The following is a 14,111-nucleotide window of genomic DNA, read 5'->3' as shown; positions in this document are numbered from 1 at the left end:
CCATGGCCAAATCTGAAACACACTATGTCCTGCCGCGTCCGGAATTCGACAAGCCGGTGAAACTGTTGATCGTCGTCGCGCCCTACTACAAGGATATCGCAGACGATCTGATCGCAGGCGCCAAGGCGGAAATCGAAGCCGTTGGCGGGAGCTGGGATTTGGTCGAAGTGCCGGGTGCGCTCGAGGTGCCGACCGCCATTGCGATTTCCGATCGGCAGTCGAATTTTGACGGGTATGTCGCCTTGGGCTGCGTGATCCGTGGGGAAACGACGCATTATGACACGGTCTGTAACGACAGCAGTCGCGCGTTGCAGCTGATGGGACTGCAGGGGCTGTGTATCGGCAATGGCATCCTGACGGTTGAAACCCGCGAACAGGCCGTGGTGCGCGCGAACTCCAATGACCAGAACAAGGGCGGCGGGGCGGCGGCGGCGGCCTTGCATCTTGTCGCGCTCGCTCGTAAGTGGGGCGGTCAGCGCAAGGGAGTTGGGTTTCGTGCCCCGACCGACCCGATTCTGCTGGCGGAAAAGAGCGACGGATCCACGACGGTATGAGCACTCCGACCACTGCCCTGTCGGGCAACCAGAAACGCAAGATGAAGTCAGCTGCGCGACTCTACGCGGTGCAGGCCCTGTTCCAGATGGAGCAGAGCGGGCAGACCAGTGAACAGGTTGTCGCCGAGTTTCTGGAACACCGCTTTGGTGCGACCTATGATGGTGACGAGATGTTGGATGGCGATATCGCGCTGTTCCGCCGCGCGGTCGAGGATGCGGTGAACTATCAGGCGCGGATCGACCAGATGACAGATCGTGCGTTGGTGGCCAAGTGGCCGATTGCGCGGATCGATCCGACGCTGCGCGGGTTGTTTCGCGCAGCCGGGGCAGAACTGATCAACAGCAACACACCGCCAAAGGTCGTGATCGTCGAATATGTTGATATTGCGCGTGCTTTTTTTCCCGAGGGGAAAGAGCCGAAATTCGTGAATGCGGTACTAGACCACATGGCGCGTGAGGCCAGGCCCGACGCATTCTAGAGCGTTTCGCGGCGTCCTGACGCGGGTGCCGCGCTTGGACCTGCGTCTATCATATGCTAGAATGAGAATATAGGAGAACGGCAATGCCCAAACTGGTCAAACTCTATATTCGCAACGTGATCATTGGTTTTGCCATCGCTGCCGCCTTTGTGGCGATTCTGTTGTGGTTCAACGTGATGAACATCTGGCATCTGGTGACCCATTCCGACGCCGGCATCCTTGCGGTGTTCCTGTTGTGGTTCATGCACGGGATTATTTTTGCCGGTGTTCAATTCGCCTGGGCGGTGATGTCACTGGCCGAGACGAAAGACAGCGGGCGGGGCGGCACACCGGTTGTCAGAACGCTGCGGCCTGCGTTTGTTGCTGCCACGGATCGCCGCAAGCACAAGGTTAGAAGCCGCCGATAAGGCTTTGGTGTTCAGGCGAAATGTGACGGGACCACCAATCAACCGTGTGGTTCTGATTCCCGAGGACCTGTATGTACAGGTGGGCGCCAGGTAAACGGACCAGGATCCGGACAGAGCCAGCTCCCTCGGATTTGCTTAAGGCCACCGGAATGCAACCGCTCACGCGCAGGGCAGAACCCGCCACCCACACCAGATAGGCGCAGATGACGGAACCGGCAAGAGGCGATCAGGCGGATTCAAGAAGAAGCGCGCGCATCCGACCAATATGTTCGTCCCAGCCCTTGTCCAGGTTGAGCGTCAGTCCGAATGCCTCCGCGCCCTGTGGCAGGCCGGAATGCTCCAGTGACAGGCGCGTGCCATCTGCCACTTCCTCTAGTGTCCATTTGACGAGGCTGACCGCATCGCCCATCGGTGCGATGGTGAAGGTGTATTCGAGGTATTCGGGCCGCCGTGCGGTGTTGACCGTCCCCCAGATCAGCAGATTGCCACTTTCGGCGCCGTACATTTTCAAATCGTTGCCCTGTTCCAGCCGAGTTGTCGGCTTGTGAAACCAGAGCGCCAGCTTTTCCGGATCGGTAAGATATGCCCAGACCTGTTCGGGTGTGGCGTTCAGATAGAGTGATTTTCGGATAACGGTGTCGGTCATGAATTGTCCTTTTCAATGGCTGTCTTGAGGTCGGCAAGCCGGTCGTCCCAGAACTGGTCGAAGTATTCGAGCCAACTGAGAACCGGGGCGAATCCAGTGGTGTTCAGGCTGTTGACGCGTTCGCGTCCGCGCGGGCGGACGCTGATCAGCCCACCATCGGACAAGACGTTCAGGTGTTTCTTTACGGCGGCTCGGGTCATGTCGAACTGATCGGTCAGTTGCGCAATTGTCATGTCGGTTTGCGAGAGCAGCTTGACGATGTCACGCCGGGTCGGGTCGGCGAGCGCACGAAAGCAACTCTGGGTCGGGTCGGTAGCAGGTTCAGTGTTCATATTGGATACCTTTTGGTATCATGCTTAATAGAGTACCAAAAGGTATCATGTCAACCTGCAGACGATGGAAATTCGATACTTGAAAAATGTTCACGTATTGTTCATGCTTGAGGCATGACTGATATGCTTTCCTCCATTGTCAAGCCAGGCCAACTCCTGGCGCGTGGTGTATGCCGACTGCTCAAGGGTCATGGCTTTGTTTCTGTTGAAGAACTCGTGCCGACCCGTGGGTTGAGGGTGGACGTGATGGGACTGGGTCCCAAGGGAGAAATCTGGGTAATCGAGTGCAAATCCAGCCGTGCGGATTTTCACTCGGACTCAAAGTGGCAGGGCTATCTGGAATGGTGCGATCGGTATTTCTGGGCGGTTGATCAGGATTTTCCGACCGATCTCCTGCCGCTCGAAACCGGCCTGATCATTGCTGACGCCTATGATGCGGAAATCATCCGCATGGCGCCGGAAGACAGGCTGGCCCCGGCACGGCGCAAGGTGATGGTTCAGAAATTCGCAATGCACGCGGCGCGACGGCTGCAAGCGCTTCGTGATCCCGGGGTGGGGACGCTGTTGTCATCCAGAGGTATCTCCGAGGAGGAGACGAGTTGATCAAGTATTGCTATCCGGATGGTGATTGGTGCTATCGCGCGCTCCACACGACGCACGCCGTGTTGCACACTGCCAAAGGCAAGCTGATCGCGCGGATGGAAAAAGGGGATGGATCAGGGCTGTATGAATTCGAGAGCACCGGGTTCGAACTGATCGGTCCGGGTCAAATCCATACCTAGTTTCAACGACCAAACTTGCCGCCGACCGCACGCGCCGCCTTTGCCGCCGCGACGATTTCTTCCGCGATTTCGTCTGCTTCTTCCGGCTCAAAGTCCATCGGCACTTCGATGCCCTGGGATTCGATGAAGATGCGCACCATGCCGGCGTCGGTCGGACCGATCTGCATGTTCGCTTCGATATCGCGCTCGGTGTTGATGCCCATGAGGTGCCTCCGTGACTCTGTTGTTCCTGCTAGCTTGGCGGGGGTTGAGAATCAAGCGCTCCCGCGCGCAGTGTGACCCATGGATGATGTCAACATACGCCGCTTCAGATCGACGGATGCACCCTGGCTGGTGCGGCAACATGGCGTGCTTTATGCGCGCGACGAAGGGTTTGACCCGTCGTTTGGTACCCTGGTTGCCGAGATCCTCGACGACTTCATTGCCAACCATGATCCCGACCGCGAGCGGGGCTGGATTGCGGTGCAGGGCGATCAGCGACTCGGCAGCATTTTTTGCGTCGCCGACCAGGAGACAACTGCAAAGCTTCGCCTGTTCCTGCTGACACCCGATGCCCGGGGCCGGGCCTGGGGAAACGCCTGCTTGCGACCTGCATGGGCTTTGCGCGAGAACAGGGCTATCGCGACATGCGGCTCCGGACACATGAGAGCCACCGCGCCGCCTGCGCACTTTACAAGGCGTCGGGCTGGCACCTTGTCGACAGCCGGCCCGTTCGATCATTTGGTGTCGATCTGGTGGAACAAAGCTGGCATATTGACCTTTAAGGTACTTGCATTCACTCTGTCCCTTGGCTAAATCGCTTGCCAGTGCCGCCTTAGCTCAGTTGGTTAGAGCGCCTGATTGTGGATCAGGAGGTCCCCCGTTCAAACCGGGGAGGTGGTACCACCACTCTTTATATCGTCGGTGATTGACGCGAAACAGGATTGGCAGCCGTTAGATGGCCCACACTTTGCGTTGTGTTGCAAGGTGGCTAGAAGCAATTCGCGTTAGATCTCAAGCGCTCAACGCTGCCTGAAATCAAGAATTTCAATACGTTAGCTGATATAAGACGACCCGAGTTGAACGCGAGACGCTCTAGGTTGCCGGTTGCGCTTCTGATGTGAGCCACGCAATCACCGCCTCAATCGCGGGGTTTCGTCTGGATTTGCGTTCGACGAGAAGATGGAAATCGTGCTGCCCCGGCATGATGTCCGGGATCACCTGCACCAGGTGTCCGGCGCTGATGTCGCGCGCCACGAGAAAGTGGCTGACCAGCGCGATGCCCTGTCCGGAGAGCGCGGCGTCGACCGCCAGGGTGGTTTGGCTCAATCGCAATCCGTGGCCGCTCTGATCCCTTACGTTCAAACGCTTGAGAAACGCGGGCCAGAGATCATGCGCGTCGTGCAGCTTGGGCAAGTGTGCGATGGCATCGCGGTCGAGCGGGACAGAGTGGTTTTCGATCAACGCCGGTGCGGCGACGGCCATGATTTCGTGCCGAAACAGCCTGATCGCATAAAGCGCTGCACCAAATGGCGGCGGGGCCTGTCGTATGGCCAGATCGATGCCGTCACTGTGAAAGCTCGACACTCTCTCGGTGGCGAGAATTTGCAGATCGATATCTGGATGAAGCGCCGAAAACCCGGGAAGGTTGGGGATCAGCCATTTCGCGGCGAAGGTCGGCGTGACGCTGATCCGAACGTCACCCGGCTCCGGTTTCAGGCTGTCCGTCGCCCGTCGCATGTCGTCAAAGGCCGTCGCGATATGCGCGTGATAGCTGCGCCCCGAGGGGGTAAGCGCCAGCCCCTTGGGTAACCGTTCAAACAGCAGCAGGCCCAGATGCGCTTCCAGTTGGCGGACCTGTTGCGCCACGGCACCTTGCGTGACGCCAAGGTCTTCTGCGGCGGCCCGAAATGTCAGGCGTCGACCGGCGGCTTCGAACGCGCGCAGACCGTTGAGGGGTGGGAGTTGCGTCATTTGACGATAGTATTTCTATTGGCAGGAAACATCAATTCTCAAGCGAAACCTATACCCCATGCGGCTAAACTACGTGGGATCATTGCATGGAGACCTCTAAAATGTCAGTAGAAAAAGTTGCGCTTGTCACCGCCGGTGGCAGCGGCATGGGCGCGGATGCGGCGCGGCGTCTGGCGGCAGATGGCTTTCGGGTCGGTATTCTGTCGTCATCCGGCAAGGGCGAGGCGCTCGGAAACGAACTTGGCGGTTTTGGTGTCACCGGTTCCAATCTCGACCCGGGTGCGCTTGCTGCGCTTGTCGATGGTGCGAAAGAGCGGTGGGGCCGCGTGGATGTGCTGGTCAATTCCGCCGGGCATGGGCCAAAGGGCCCGGTGCTGGAGATATCCGATGACGATTGGCACAGGGGAATGGATGTCTATCTCTTGAACGTGGTCCGACCCACGCGGTTGGTCACGCCAATGATGCAGGCGCAGGGTGGTGGCGTGATTCTCAACATTTCGACATTTGCCGCCTTTGAACCCGACCCGCTGTTCCCGACATCCGGTGTGTTTCGGGCGGGGCTCGCCGCCTTTGCCAAGCTCTTCTCCGATAAATATGCAGCCGACAACATTCGCATGAACAATATTCTTCCCGGGTTTATCGACAGCCTTCCGGAAACCGAGGATCGCATGGCGCGCATTCCCATGGGGCGATATGGCCGCGCTGACGAAGTATCTTCGATGATCTCGCTGCTGGCCTCGGACGGCGGCGGCTATATCACAGGTCAGAACCTACGGATCGATGGGGGACTGACCCGGTCGGTGTAACGCAAGAGACTTGCGCTGTTGCTGATTTGGATTGGGCCGCTGTGCAATCGGCGCGCAGGTCGCCCTGTTCGGTGCGTCGTTTTCAGGGTCAGCCGTTTGCTGATCCTGAATTCGAACGTCAGCGCACCGCTTCGATCGGGCCTTCGGCGCGGCCGTGAATGAACTGGTCGAGATAGGGGTCGCCGCTGCTGTCCATTTGGCTGACCGGACCCGTCCACTGGATCACGCCGTCATGCAGCATTGCGACGTTATCGGCGATAGCGCGGACGCTGCTCATGTCGTGCGTGATGGTCATCGCCGTTGCGCCCATTTCCACGACGATTTCGCGGATCAGATCATTGATGACACCGGACATGATCGGGTCCAGCCCGGTGGTGGGTTCATCGAAAAAGATGATTTCGGGTTCAGCGGCGATGGCGCGGGCCAGGCCGACGCGTTTCTGCATGCCGCCGGAAAGTTCTGCCGGGAAGAGGTCAGCGACCTTGGATTTCAGGCCGACCCTGCGCAGTTTTTCTATGGCTATTGCGCGCGCTTCCTCTTGCGGGCGCTTGAGTGATCCGCGCAACAGGCGGAATGCGACGTTCTGCCAGACCGGCAACGAATCAAACAGCGCACCCCCTTGGAACAACATGCCAAAACGCGCAAGAAAGGCATCTCGGTCTTGGGAAGCGGCGTCTTTGCCGTCCACAAGGATTTGACCGGAATCCTGTTTGATCAGGCCAAGGATGCACTTCAGCGCCACCGACTTGCCAGTGCCCGAGCCGCCGATGATGACCATCGACGTGCCCTTGGGGATGTGCAGGGTCATGCCGCGCAGCACCTCGTTGTCGCCAAAGGCCTTCTTGACGGACTCCATGCGGATCATATCGAAAAGAACACCCCTGTGAGAACGAAATTGGCAGCGAGGATCAGGATGGCTGCGGCTTCGACACTGTCTTTGGTGGCACTGCCGACGCCCTGAGCGCCGCGCCCGGATTGCATGCCATAATAACAGCCCATCAATGCCGCGATCACCCCGAAGGCCGCGCCTTTGACCAAGGAAGAGATCACGTCGCGCGCTTCCAGAAAATCGACGGTGTTCTGCAGATAGGCGGCGGAGTTGAAGCCGAGATTCTTGACCGCCACCACATAACCGCCACCAATGCCGATGATATCGCCGACGGCGACCAACAGCGGCACGGTGATGAGCGCCGCGAGCACCCGGGGTGCGACGAGGTACTTCATCGGGTTGGTCGAGAGTGTCACCAGGGCGTCGATCTGCTCGGTCACCTTCATGGTGGCAATCTCGGCGGCGATGGACGAGGTCACGCGGGCCGCGATCATCAGCCCGACAAGCACCGGACCAAGCTCGCGCACCATGCCAATGGCAACGATTTGCGGCACCACGGCCTCGGCATTGAAACGGGCCCCGCCGGAGTAGATTTGCAGCGCCAGCGCGCCGCCGGTGAAAATCGCGGTGAGTCCGACGACAGGCAGGGACAGCCAGCCAATAGTGAGCAGCGCGTTGAAGAGTTCGCGCGGGTAATAGGGCGGACGAAAGATGTGCGAAAACGCACGGGCGGCAAAGATCGAAATCCGCCCGACAAGCGCAAGCAAGGTCAGAACCGCACGACCCAGGCGTTCCAGCAGGGAAACCGGGTTCACGCGATGTACTCCCGCCGATACCGGCCACCGAGCGAGGTGAGGATCTCGTACCCGATGGTGCCCGCCGCCTGTGCCAGCGTATCGATGCTCTGGTGTTGGCCAAGGATTTCCAGCGAGTCCGGATCGGTGGGCAGGTCGGTGATATCGACCGTGATCATGTCCATCGACACGCGGCCCACCACCGGGCAGGGGGTATCGTCCGCGAAAAGCATGACGCCACCGGCGCCAAGTGCACGGTGCAGGCCATCCGCGTAGCCAGCCGCCACGGTTGCAATGCGCGCGGGACGCGGCGCAGTCCAAACGTTGCCGTAACCGACAGTCTCTCCTTCGGCGAGATCGCGGATCTGAATCACTGGCAGAGCAAGTGACACAACCGGTCTGGACTCGGTGAAGGGCAGGCCGCCATAAAGGCCGACGCCGGGGCGGGTCAGGTCGAAATGGTAATCGCGACCAAGCAGCAGACCGCCGGTGGCCGCCAGGGCGCGGGGAACATCGTTGTTGGCGGTGAGTTCGATGAAACTGCGCAATTGCTGGCGATTCATCGGATGATCAGCCTCGTCCGCGCAGGCGAGGTGAGACATCAGCAGGACCGGTTTCTGGGCCAGCGCAATGTCGCGCAGGGCCGCCCATTCGGCGGGCTCCATCCCCAGACGATTCATGCCGGTGTCCAGCTGAACGCCGAACCGGCCGGCTGGATGGCTTTCCATATGGCGCAACATCTGGTCGACCGAATTCAGCATCGGGATCAAATCATGATCGCGGATGAGCGCGGTGTCGCCTTCCATATGGCCCGAAAAGACCGAGATTCCGGGGCCCGGGCCAAGCGCCTGGCGCACAACGGCGCCTTCTTCGGCGGCGGCGACAAAGAATTGCCGGGCACCGGCGCGCGCCAGTGCCAGCGACACTTCTGCCGCATCCAGCCCATAGCCGTTGGCCTTGACCACGGCACCGGTCTCACAGCCAGTGAGCGCGTCCAGGGCATGCCAGTTCTCGGCAAGGGCGGTGAGGTCGACGGTTAGCTTTGCGGTGCTCATAGGGTGGTAATGACATGGGCGCGCGGGGCGTCAAGAGGGAATGCGGCATCGGGAGGCGGGGTGATCGGCAATTTGACGCGCAGCTTGCGTGGCGGAGCCGCTATAGGTGAGAGGCGCCGGCACCGGAAGGATGACGCCCGGGTCCCTGGATTTGCGCCGCCTTTGGCGGCGCGGTGGGCGAGGGGCGCTGCCCCTCGCGCTCCCAGGAGTATTTTTGCAAAGATGAAATCATGGATTTCGGCGCACAAAAACCTGCGACTGCAATGCACCAGGCGCGCGATGCTGCGAGGTCAGTTTCGGACTGCACGCAACTCAGAAGCTCTGTTCTCCGCCGGTTTGTTGCCAGGATTTCGCAAGGTTTCCGAAGCGGGTGAACTGGGCTTCAAAGCTGAGTTCGACGGTGCCGATGGGGCCGTGGCGCTGTTTGCCGATGATGACCTCTGCCTTGCCGTGCAGGCGCTCCATGTCGGCGATCCATTGTTCGGTGGCGGCCAGATCGTCTTCACCCGGCTTTTCACGCTCTTTGTAATATTCGCCGCGATAGACGAACATGACCACGTCGGCGTCCTGTTCGATGGAGCCCGATTCTCGCAGGTCGGAGAGCTGCGGGCGTTTGTCCTCGCGGCTTTCAACCTGGCGGGACAGCTGGGAAAGGGCGATGACGGGAATGTTGAGTTCCTTGGCGATGGCCTTGAGCCCCATGGAAATCTCGCCGATTTCCTGAACGCGATTGTCTGCGGTGCCGCGCACCAGTTGCAGATAGTCGACGATCAGCAGGTCCAGCCCGTGGGTCCGCTTCAGCCGACGAGCGCGGGCGGCCAGTTGTGCGATGGGAATGGCGGCCGTGTCGTCGATATAGAGCGGGCAGGCTTCGAGTTCCTTGGCGGCATCGACGAAGCGGCGGAATTCAGCCTCGTTCATGTCGCCCTGGCGGATCTTGTGGCTGGAGATCTCGGAGGCTTCGGCAAGGATTCGACCGGCGAGCTGTTCGGCGCTCATCTCCAGCGAAAAGAACCCGACGACGCCACCATCCACCGAGCCTTCGGTTCCGTCAGGCAGCTTGCCGCGCTTGTAGGCCTTGGCGACATTGAACGCGATGTTGGTAGCCAGTGAGGTCTTGCCCATCGAGGGACGACCGGCGAGGATCAGCAGGTCGGATTTGTGCAATCCGCCCAGCATCCTGTCCATGTCAACCAGATCGGTCGAGATACCGGCCAGACCGCCGTCGCGCATATAGGCGGCGTTGGCGACGTTGACCGCGTCGGTGACGGCACGCAGAAAGCTCTGAAAACCGCTTTCCGTCTGGCCCTGTTCGCTGAGTTTGTAGAGTTGCTGTTCCGCTTCGACGATCTGTTCGCGCGGTTCGCTGGACACATCGACGCGGCTGGCCTTGTCGCTGATATCCCGGCCAAGACCGATCAGCTGCCGCCGGATCGCCAGATCATAGACCATCTGGGCATAGTCGCGTACGGCAAAGGCGCTGATCGCCGCACCGGCGAGACGGACGAGATAGGCGGGACCGCCGAGTTCCTTCAGGCCCTCGTCATCTTCCATGAATGCCTTGAGCGTCACGGGAGAGGCGAGCGCGTTCTTGGCGATGCGGGCTGCAGCGATTTCATAGATGCGGGCATGCACCGGGTCGTAGAAATGTTGTGGACCGATGATGCTGGCAATGCGGTCATATACATCGTTGTTGGTGAGAATAGCGCCCAGAAGCTGCTGTTCTGCCTCTACCGAGTGGGGCATCGTATTCGCGCCGTCGGTTTCCGGGCTGGTTCCGTCAAAGCTGGTAATCTCGTTCATGTCGCCCCCATTTCGCCTCGTATGGCCGCGTGTTGTCGCTGGCTCTTTTTCGTACTGATTTGTCGATTGCAGTTGGTGCCGGGTGTTACCGCACGCTTGGCCAAGCCTGCAAATTGTATGTTTTTGTGGATAGCCTGTGCATATCCTTTGCCCGCTGCATGTTGAAGGCAAAAGGGGGCACAGGTCAACATCTGGTATGTGTTGGAAGGACTCGAGGAGCGCGAAAACGAGATGACTTGCCGGCAGCGACGGTGCGCCGCCGCCCGTTTGGGTCAGCTGGTCTGACGCGCTTCTTGCCAGGCGCGCGGATTGGTCAGAAACGATTCCACCTCGGTCAGGGTCTGTGCGTCAAACGCACCCGAGGCCTTTGCCTCGGCCAGCACATCCCACCAGGTGCAGAGGTGGTGCAGGGTGATTCCATGATCGGCGAGGCGCTTCTCGGTGTCCGGGAAGATGCCATAGTAGAAAATCACGGCGGTGTGGGCGCAGGTGGCGCCGGTGGCGCGAATTGCATCCACGAAGGAGAGCTTGGAGCCGCCATCCGTGGTGAGATCCTCGACCAGAAGCACGCGGTCGCCTTCGCTCATGACGCCTTCGATTCGGGCATTGCGGCCATAACCTTTGGGTTTCTTGCGCACATAGGTCATGGGCAGGCCCATGCGTTCGGCGACAAGCGCGGCAAAGGGAATGCCCGCGGTTTCGCCGCCAGCGATATTGTCAAATGCCTCGAGTCCGGCATTGCGCATGACAGTGAGGGTCATGAAATCCATCAGGGTGCTGCGGATGCGGGGATAGGAGATCAGTTTGCGGCAATCGATGTAAGTCGGGCTCGGCAGGCCGGACGCAAGGGTGAAGGGGGTTTCGGAGTTGAGATGCACGGCTTCGATTTCGAGCAGCATGCGGGCGGAGAGGCGGGCGATTTCCCTGGCGTCAGGGTAGCTTGTGGGGATCATGATCAGACCTATGAGCGTGCAGGGAGGGCAGGCGCCTCCGGCGGGAGTGTTTTTGACAAAGATGAAATCAGGCGGTGCGCCAGTAGACGTCAAATCCCGGATCAAAGACAGTGACGGGGCCATCGGCGCAGTCGATCTTTGACGGGAAGTCGGTTGGCATGTCGCCCTTTTCCATAGTCAGTGTGCGATCGTTGACGGGCAGGCCGTAAAAGGCTGGGCCGTTATGGCAGGCAAAGGCTGCGAGGTGGTCCAGCGCGTGCTCTTCTTCGAACACATGAGCAAGGAGCGGCATGGTGTTGGTCGCGGTGAAACAACCGGCGCAACCACAGGCGTGCTCCTTGAGCGCATCCACATGCGGGGCGCTGTCGGTGCCGAGAAAGAAGGAGGGTTCGCCCGAGGTGGCAGCGGCGCGCAGGGCGAGGCGGTGTTCTTCCCGTTTGGCGACCGGGAGGCAGTAGTAATGCGGCTTTATTCCGCCGACGAGGATATGGTTGCGGTTGATGATCAGGTGATGGGTGGTGATCGTGCCACCGATGGTGTCGCCACCGGCACGCACGTAGTCGACACCCTGTGCGGTGGTTATATGCTCCATCACGACGCGCAGGCCCGGCGTGGCGCGGCGGACCGGATCGAGCACCCGGTCGATGAACACCGCCTCGCGGTCAAAGATATCAATGTCGCTGTCCGTGACTTCGCCATGCACACAGAGTGGCAGGCCGATTTCGGCCATGCGGTCGAGCACGGCGCGCACCCGGTCGAAATTGGCAACGCCGCTGGCAGAATTGGTGGTGGCTCCGGCTGGGTAGAGTTTGACTGCCTTGACTAGATCGCTGGCCGCGGCGGCGGCGACATCGTCGGGATCGGTGTCTTCGGTCAGGTAGAGTGTCATCAGCGGCTGGAAACGGCTGCCCTCGGGGAGAGTCGCGAGGATTCGATCCCGGTAGGCACTGGCCTGAGCCCCGGTAACCACCGGGGGCACGAGATTTGGCATGATGATGGCGCGGGCAAAGTCACGGGTGGTTTCGGGTAAGACGGCCCGGAGCATCGCGCCATCGCGCAGGTGCAGGTGCCAGTCATCTGGGCGCGGGATCGTCAGTGTCTTGCTCATGACGCCCGGCTAGCACAGCCCGCTGGCGCAAACCAGAGGGGCGAGACGAAATGCGCCGTTTAAAACTTCGGCGCGTCGCGGCAGATTATTGGAAAAAAGGGGAAGGTAAGACATGGTGCAGCGGCTCACGTTCAGGCATCGGTACCCGATCGATGCGGACCGGTTGTTTGCGATGGCAATTGATCTAGATGTGTTGGAAACGGTGAGCCGCCCTTGGGTGCAGTTCGACCATCTGCCATCAGGACCAGCGCAGATCGGTCAGAGGATTGATGTGGCGCTGTCGTTGTTTGGTGTGCTGCCTGCCCAGCCCTATTCCATGCATGTCGTAACTTGCGACACCGAAGCGCGGGTGTTGCGCAGTGAAGAGCATGGCATCGGGATCGCGCGGCTGGTCCACGAGTTAGAGGTGAAACCGGCAGACACAGGCGCCATTCAGATTGACCGGGTAGAGATCGATGCGGGGTGGCAAACGGGGATGGCAGCACTTTGGGTGAGTACCATCTATCGCTGGCGGCACAGGATACTGCGCCGCTTGATCGAAGCGGGTTGACGGCGGGCGCTAGGTTCGTCCCTTCATGGCAAACTGGCTCAGCGTGGTCGCGGTGGCGTGATTGATTGGCTTGGACGCGGGGGTCATCAGCAAGCGGGCATAGAGTGCGCGATACGGCTCCTGCTCCATCAGCTTGAAAAACCGCGCATGGCGCCAACCGACTGCGGCCCGATGCAGGTCCGCAAGCCTCGGATCGGCGTGCAGATCGGCGAGAATGGGCGCTCGAAGCGGGTGGGTTCGGGCGATGCTATCGTCGGTGTCCGTATTGAAATTTCGATCAACCCAATACTCCATGCCGAGCATGTGGTCGCTGTGCACGGCACGCCCGCGATCGGCCTTGAGCACATAGCTTTCCATCGCACCCAGTGGATAATGGTTGAGTTGCACCAGCTTGTAGTTGGAGCGCCCGTAGTTGGAAAACAGCCGTCGGGTCTTGAACGGATCGTCCAGTTCGCGGCCCTCGCCGTCAAACCACCGGGCGTTGGGGAGCTTATCGAGGTTCGGGGCGCGGGGCCGGTGGACCCCAAGTTTTTCGTAGGTTCTGTCATTGCGGTAAAGCGTCTTGAACATGGCCGAGCGCCACGGCCAGAACATCGCGACGGGCGCGCAGCGGGTGAAGGTTTCGGTCACCGTCGAGTCGGTGTAACTGCGAATGTCGGCATTGCCGAAAAGCCGCCAGGTCAGAGTGATCGCCGTGGCCTCTGGCAGTGCCGCCAATAGCGACAGCAGTGTGTGATCGCCTGTGTGGATGTTGACAAACTCGTCAATGTCCAGCGGCAGGAGCCAGTCGGCAGAGTGTACGATATCAAGTCGTTCCGCCTGTTTCAGCGCGGTGAACTGTATGCCGCGCTTGTCATAGGGGCCATCGTTCCTGACGTGAGTGAGCCAGCCCATTTCGGCCAGCCTGTCGAGCATCGCGTCGGTGCCATCGCGGCAATCGTTGGAAAAGACCAGAAAGTCGGTGAAACCCACGGCACGATGGTGGGCGAGCCACTCCAGCAGGAACGCACCCTCGTTGCGCACCGTGAGAACAGCGAGAAATCTCACCTGCAGACCCGCA

At 60.1% G+C, this 14,111-nt stretch carries 18 protein-coding genes, 1 tRNA gene and 1 pseudogene; 9 read left to right on the top strand and 11 right to left on the bottom strand.

What is annotated here, in order from left to right; translation table 11 throughout:
* Positions 1–2: 2 nt before the first annotated feature.
* From QO231_RS06465 to QO231_RS06455, 3 genes are all read left to right on the top strand, one after another.
* Entirely contained in the window at positions 3–554 is a 552-nt protein-coding gene (locus tag QO231_RS06465) for a 6,7-dimethyl-8-ribityllumazine synthase (protein ID WP_316774426.1), read from the top strand.
* Positions 551–1,033, top strand: a complete 483-nt coding sequence (gene nusB / locus QO231_RS06460; RefSeq protein ID WP_316774424.1) for a transcription antitermination factor NusB — start codon at positions 551–553, stop codon at positions 1,031–1,033. The genes QO231_RS06465 and nusB overlap by 4 nt, the downstream gene beginning before the upstream one ends.
* Before the next feature lie 83 nt (positions 1,034–1,116).
* Positions 1,117–1,440: a hypothetical protein gene (locus QO231_RS06455; RefSeq protein ID WP_316774422.1), complete on the top strand. Its 324-nt coding sequence runs from the start codon at positions 1,117–1,119 to the stop codon at positions 1,438–1,440.
* A gap of 226 nt (positions 1,441–1,666) precedes the next feature.
* Here the strand turns inward: QO231_RS06455 and QO231_RS06450 are convergent, their stop codons facing one another.
* Entirely contained in the window at positions 1,667–2,086 is a 420-nt protein-coding gene (locus QO231_RS06450) for an SRPBCC family protein (RefSeq protein ID WP_316774421.1), read from the bottom strand.
* Positions 2,083–2,418 (bottom strand): ArsR/SmtB family transcription factor, encoded by a 336-nt coding sequence (locus QO231_RS06445; protein ID WP_316774419.1) that lies wholly within the window; start codon positions 2,416–2,418, stop codon positions 2,083–2,085. Before QO231_RS06445 ends, QO231_RS06450 begins: the two co-directional genes overlap by 4 nt.
* Before the next feature lie 114 nt (positions 2,419–2,532).
* Here QO231_RS06445 and QO231_RS06440 point away from each other — a divergent pair, with 114 nt between their 5' ends.
* Positions 2,533–3,021 carry an MmcB family DNA repair protein gene (locus QO231_RS06440; RefSeq protein WP_316774418.1) on the top strand — a complete coding sequence of 163 codons (489 nt, stop codon included), beginning with the start codon at positions 2,533–2,535 and terminating at the stop codon, positions 3,019–3,021.
* The gene (locus QO231_RS06435) at positions 3,018–3,200 is read left to right on the top strand and encodes an SRPBCC family protein (RefSeq protein WP_316774416.1); all 183 of its coding nucleotides are present in this window, start codon (positions 3,018–3,020) and stop codon (positions 3,198–3,200) included. Before QO231_RS06440 ends, QO231_RS06435 begins: the two co-directional genes overlap by 4 nt.
* Positions 3,201–3,202: 2 nt before the next feature.
* Here QO231_RS06435 and QO231_RS06430 read toward each other — a convergent pair whose 3' ends face one another.
* Positions 3,203–3,403 carry a DUF6324 family protein gene (locus QO231_RS06430; RefSeq protein WP_316774413.1) on the bottom strand — a complete coding sequence of 67 codons (201 nt, stop codon included), beginning with the start codon at positions 3,401–3,403 and terminating at the stop codon, positions 3,203–3,205.
* A 79-nt stretch (positions 3,404–3,482) separates the two neighbouring features.
* Between QO231_RS06430 and QO231_RS26090 the strand changes: the two are divergent.
* Together QO231_RS26090 and QO231_RS06420 are read left to right on the top strand one after the other, a co-directional pair.
* Positions 3,483–3,964: pseudogene (locus QO231_RS26090) on the top strand (N-acetyltransferase family protein).
* Positions 3,965–4,008: 44 nt separating this feature from the next.
* A tRNA-His gene (locus QO231_RS06420) sits at positions 4,009–4,085 on the top strand.
* Between the two features lie 189 nt (positions 4,086–4,274).
* Here the strand turns inward: QO231_RS06420 and QO231_RS06415 are convergent.
* Entirely contained in the window at positions 4,275–5,153 is an 879-nt protein-coding gene (locus QO231_RS06415) for a LysR substrate-binding domain-containing protein (RefSeq protein ID WP_316774409.1), read from the bottom strand.
* A gap of 101 nt (positions 5,154–5,254) precedes the next feature.
* Between QO231_RS06415 and QO231_RS06410 the strand changes: the two genes are divergently transcribed.
* Positions 5,255–5,959: an SDR family oxidoreductase gene (locus tag QO231_RS06410; protein ID WP_316774408.1), complete on the top strand. Its 705-nt coding sequence runs from the start codon at positions 5,255–5,257 to the stop codon at positions 5,957–5,959.
* 118 nt (positions 5,960–6,077) lie between these two features.
* Here the strand turns inward: QO231_RS06410 and QO231_RS06405 are convergent, their stop codons facing one another.
* The 6 genes from QO231_RS06405 to pyrC all read right to left on the bottom strand — a co-directional run bounded on the left by QO231_RS06405 (position 6,078) and on the right by pyrC (position 12,501).
* Positions 6,078–6,824, bottom strand: a complete 747-nt coding sequence (locus QO231_RS06405; RefSeq protein ID WP_316774407.1) for an ABC transporter ATP-binding protein — start codon at positions 6,822–6,824, stop codon at positions 6,078–6,080.
* Positions 6,821–7,603, bottom strand: coding sequence for an MlaE family ABC transporter permease (locus QO231_RS06400; protein WP_316774406.1), 783 nt, complete (start codon positions 7,601–7,603; stop codon positions 6,821–6,823). The genes QO231_RS06405 and QO231_RS06400 overlap by 4 nt, the downstream gene beginning before the upstream one ends.
* Positions 7,600–8,637, bottom strand: a complete 1,038-nt coding sequence (alr, locus tag QO231_RS06395; RefSeq protein ID WP_316774404.1) for an alanine racemase — start codon at positions 8,635–8,637, stop codon at positions 7,600–7,602. Before alr ends, QO231_RS06400 begins: the two co-directional genes overlap by 4 nt.
* Positions 8,638–8,949: 312 nt before the next feature.
* Entirely contained in the window at positions 8,950–10,440 is a 1,491-nt protein-coding gene (locus QO231_RS06390) for a replicative DNA helicase (protein ID WP_316774403.1), read from the bottom strand.
* Positions 10,441–10,712: 272 nt separating this feature from the next.
* Positions 10,713–11,393, bottom strand: a complete 681-nt coding sequence (locus tag QO231_RS06385; protein WP_316774401.1) for an orotate phosphoribosyltransferase — start codon at positions 11,391–11,393, stop codon at positions 10,713–10,715.
* 67 nt (positions 11,394–11,460) lie between these two features.
* Entirely contained in the window at positions 11,461–12,501 is a 1,041-nt protein-coding gene (pyrC, locus tag QO231_RS06380; protein ID WP_316774399.1) for a dihydroorotase, read from the bottom strand.
* A 172-nt stretch (positions 12,502–12,673) separates the two neighbouring features.
* Here pyrC and QO231_RS06375 point away from each other — a divergent pair, with 172 nt between their 5' ends.
* A complete protein-coding gene (locus QO231_RS06375; RefSeq protein ID WP_316774397.1) occupies positions 12,674–13,051 on the top strand; it encodes a hypothetical protein in 378 nt (125 codons plus the stop codon).
* A 9-nt stretch (positions 13,052–13,060) separates the two neighbouring features.
* On the opposite strand, the gene QO231_RS06370 is transcribed toward QO231_RS06375, so the two are convergent.
* Positions 13,061–14,098: a glycosyltransferase family 2 protein gene (locus QO231_RS06370; protein ID WP_316774395.1), complete on the bottom strand. Its 1,038-nt coding sequence runs from the start codon at positions 14,096–14,098 to the stop codon at positions 13,061–13,063.
* Positions 14,099–14,111 lie beyond the last annotated feature (13 nt).

Source organism: Sedimentitalea todarodis, from assembly GCF_032595355.1.
Classification (GTDB): domain Bacteria; phylum Pseudomonadota; class Alphaproteobacteria; order Rhodobacterales; family Rhodobacteraceae; genus Sedimentitalea; species Sedimentitalea todarodis.
This window is presented reverse-complemented; position numbering and strand designations above follow the sequence as displayed.

Excerpts from the sequence above, each read along its gene's own strand:
- QO231_RS06445 (WP_316774419.1), bottom strand. The coding sequence starts at position 2,418 with ATGAACACTGAACCTGCTACCGACCCGACCCAGAGTTGCTTTCGTGCG.
- QO231_RS06430 (WP_316774413.1), bottom strand. The coding sequence starts at position 3,403 with ATGGGCATCAACACCGAGCGCGATATCGAAGCGAACATGCAGATCGGT.
- QO231_RS06385 (WP_316774401.1), bottom strand. The coding sequence starts at position 11,393 with ATGATCCCCACAAGCTACCCTGACGCCAGGGAAATCGCCCGCCTCTCC.
- QO231_RS06415 (WP_316774409.1), bottom strand. The coding sequence starts at position 5,153 with ATGACGCAACTCCCACCCCTCAACGGTCTGCGCGCGTTCGAAGCCGCC.
- nusB (WP_316774424.1), top strand. The coding sequence starts at position 551 with ATGAGCACTCCGACCACTGCCCTGTCGGGCAACCAGAAACGCAAGATG.
- QO231_RS06450 (WP_316774421.1), bottom strand. The coding sequence starts at position 2,086 with ATGACCGACACCGTTATCCGAAAATCACTCTATCTGAACGCCACACCC.
- QO231_RS06440 (WP_316774418.1), top strand. The coding sequence starts at position 2,533 with ATGACTGATATGCTTTCCTCCATTGTCAAGCCAGGCCAACTCCTGGCG.
- QO231_RS06390 (WP_316774403.1), bottom strand. The coding sequence starts at position 10,440 with ATGAACGAGATTACCAGCTTTGACGGAACCAGCCCGGAAACCGACGGC.
- QO231_RS06375 (WP_316774397.1), top strand. The coding sequence starts at position 12,674 with ATGGCAATTGATCTAGATGTGTTGGAAACGGTGAGCCGCCCTTGGGTG.
- alr (WP_316774404.1), bottom strand. The coding sequence starts at position 8,637 with ATGAGCACCGCAAAGCTAACCGTCGACCTCACCGCCCTTGCCGAGAAC.
- QO231_RS06405 (WP_316774407.1), bottom strand. The coding sequence starts at position 6,824 with ATGATCCGCATGGAGTCCGTCAAGAAGGCCTTTGGCGACAACGAGGTG.
- pyrC (WP_316774399.1), bottom strand. The coding sequence starts at position 12,501 with ATGAGCAAGACACTGACGATCCCGCGCCCAGATGACTGGCACCTGCAC.
- QO231_RS06455 (WP_316774422.1), top strand. The coding sequence starts at position 1,117 with ATGCCCAAACTGGTCAAACTCTATATTCGCAACGTGATCATTGGTTTT.
- QO231_RS06465 (WP_316774426.1), top strand. The coding sequence starts at position 3 with ATGGCCAAATCTGAAACACACTATGTCCTGCCGCGTCCGGAATTCGAC.
- QO231_RS06410 (WP_316774408.1), top strand. The coding sequence starts at position 5,255 with ATGTCAGTAGAAAAAGTTGCGCTTGTCACCGCCGGTGGCAGCGGCATG.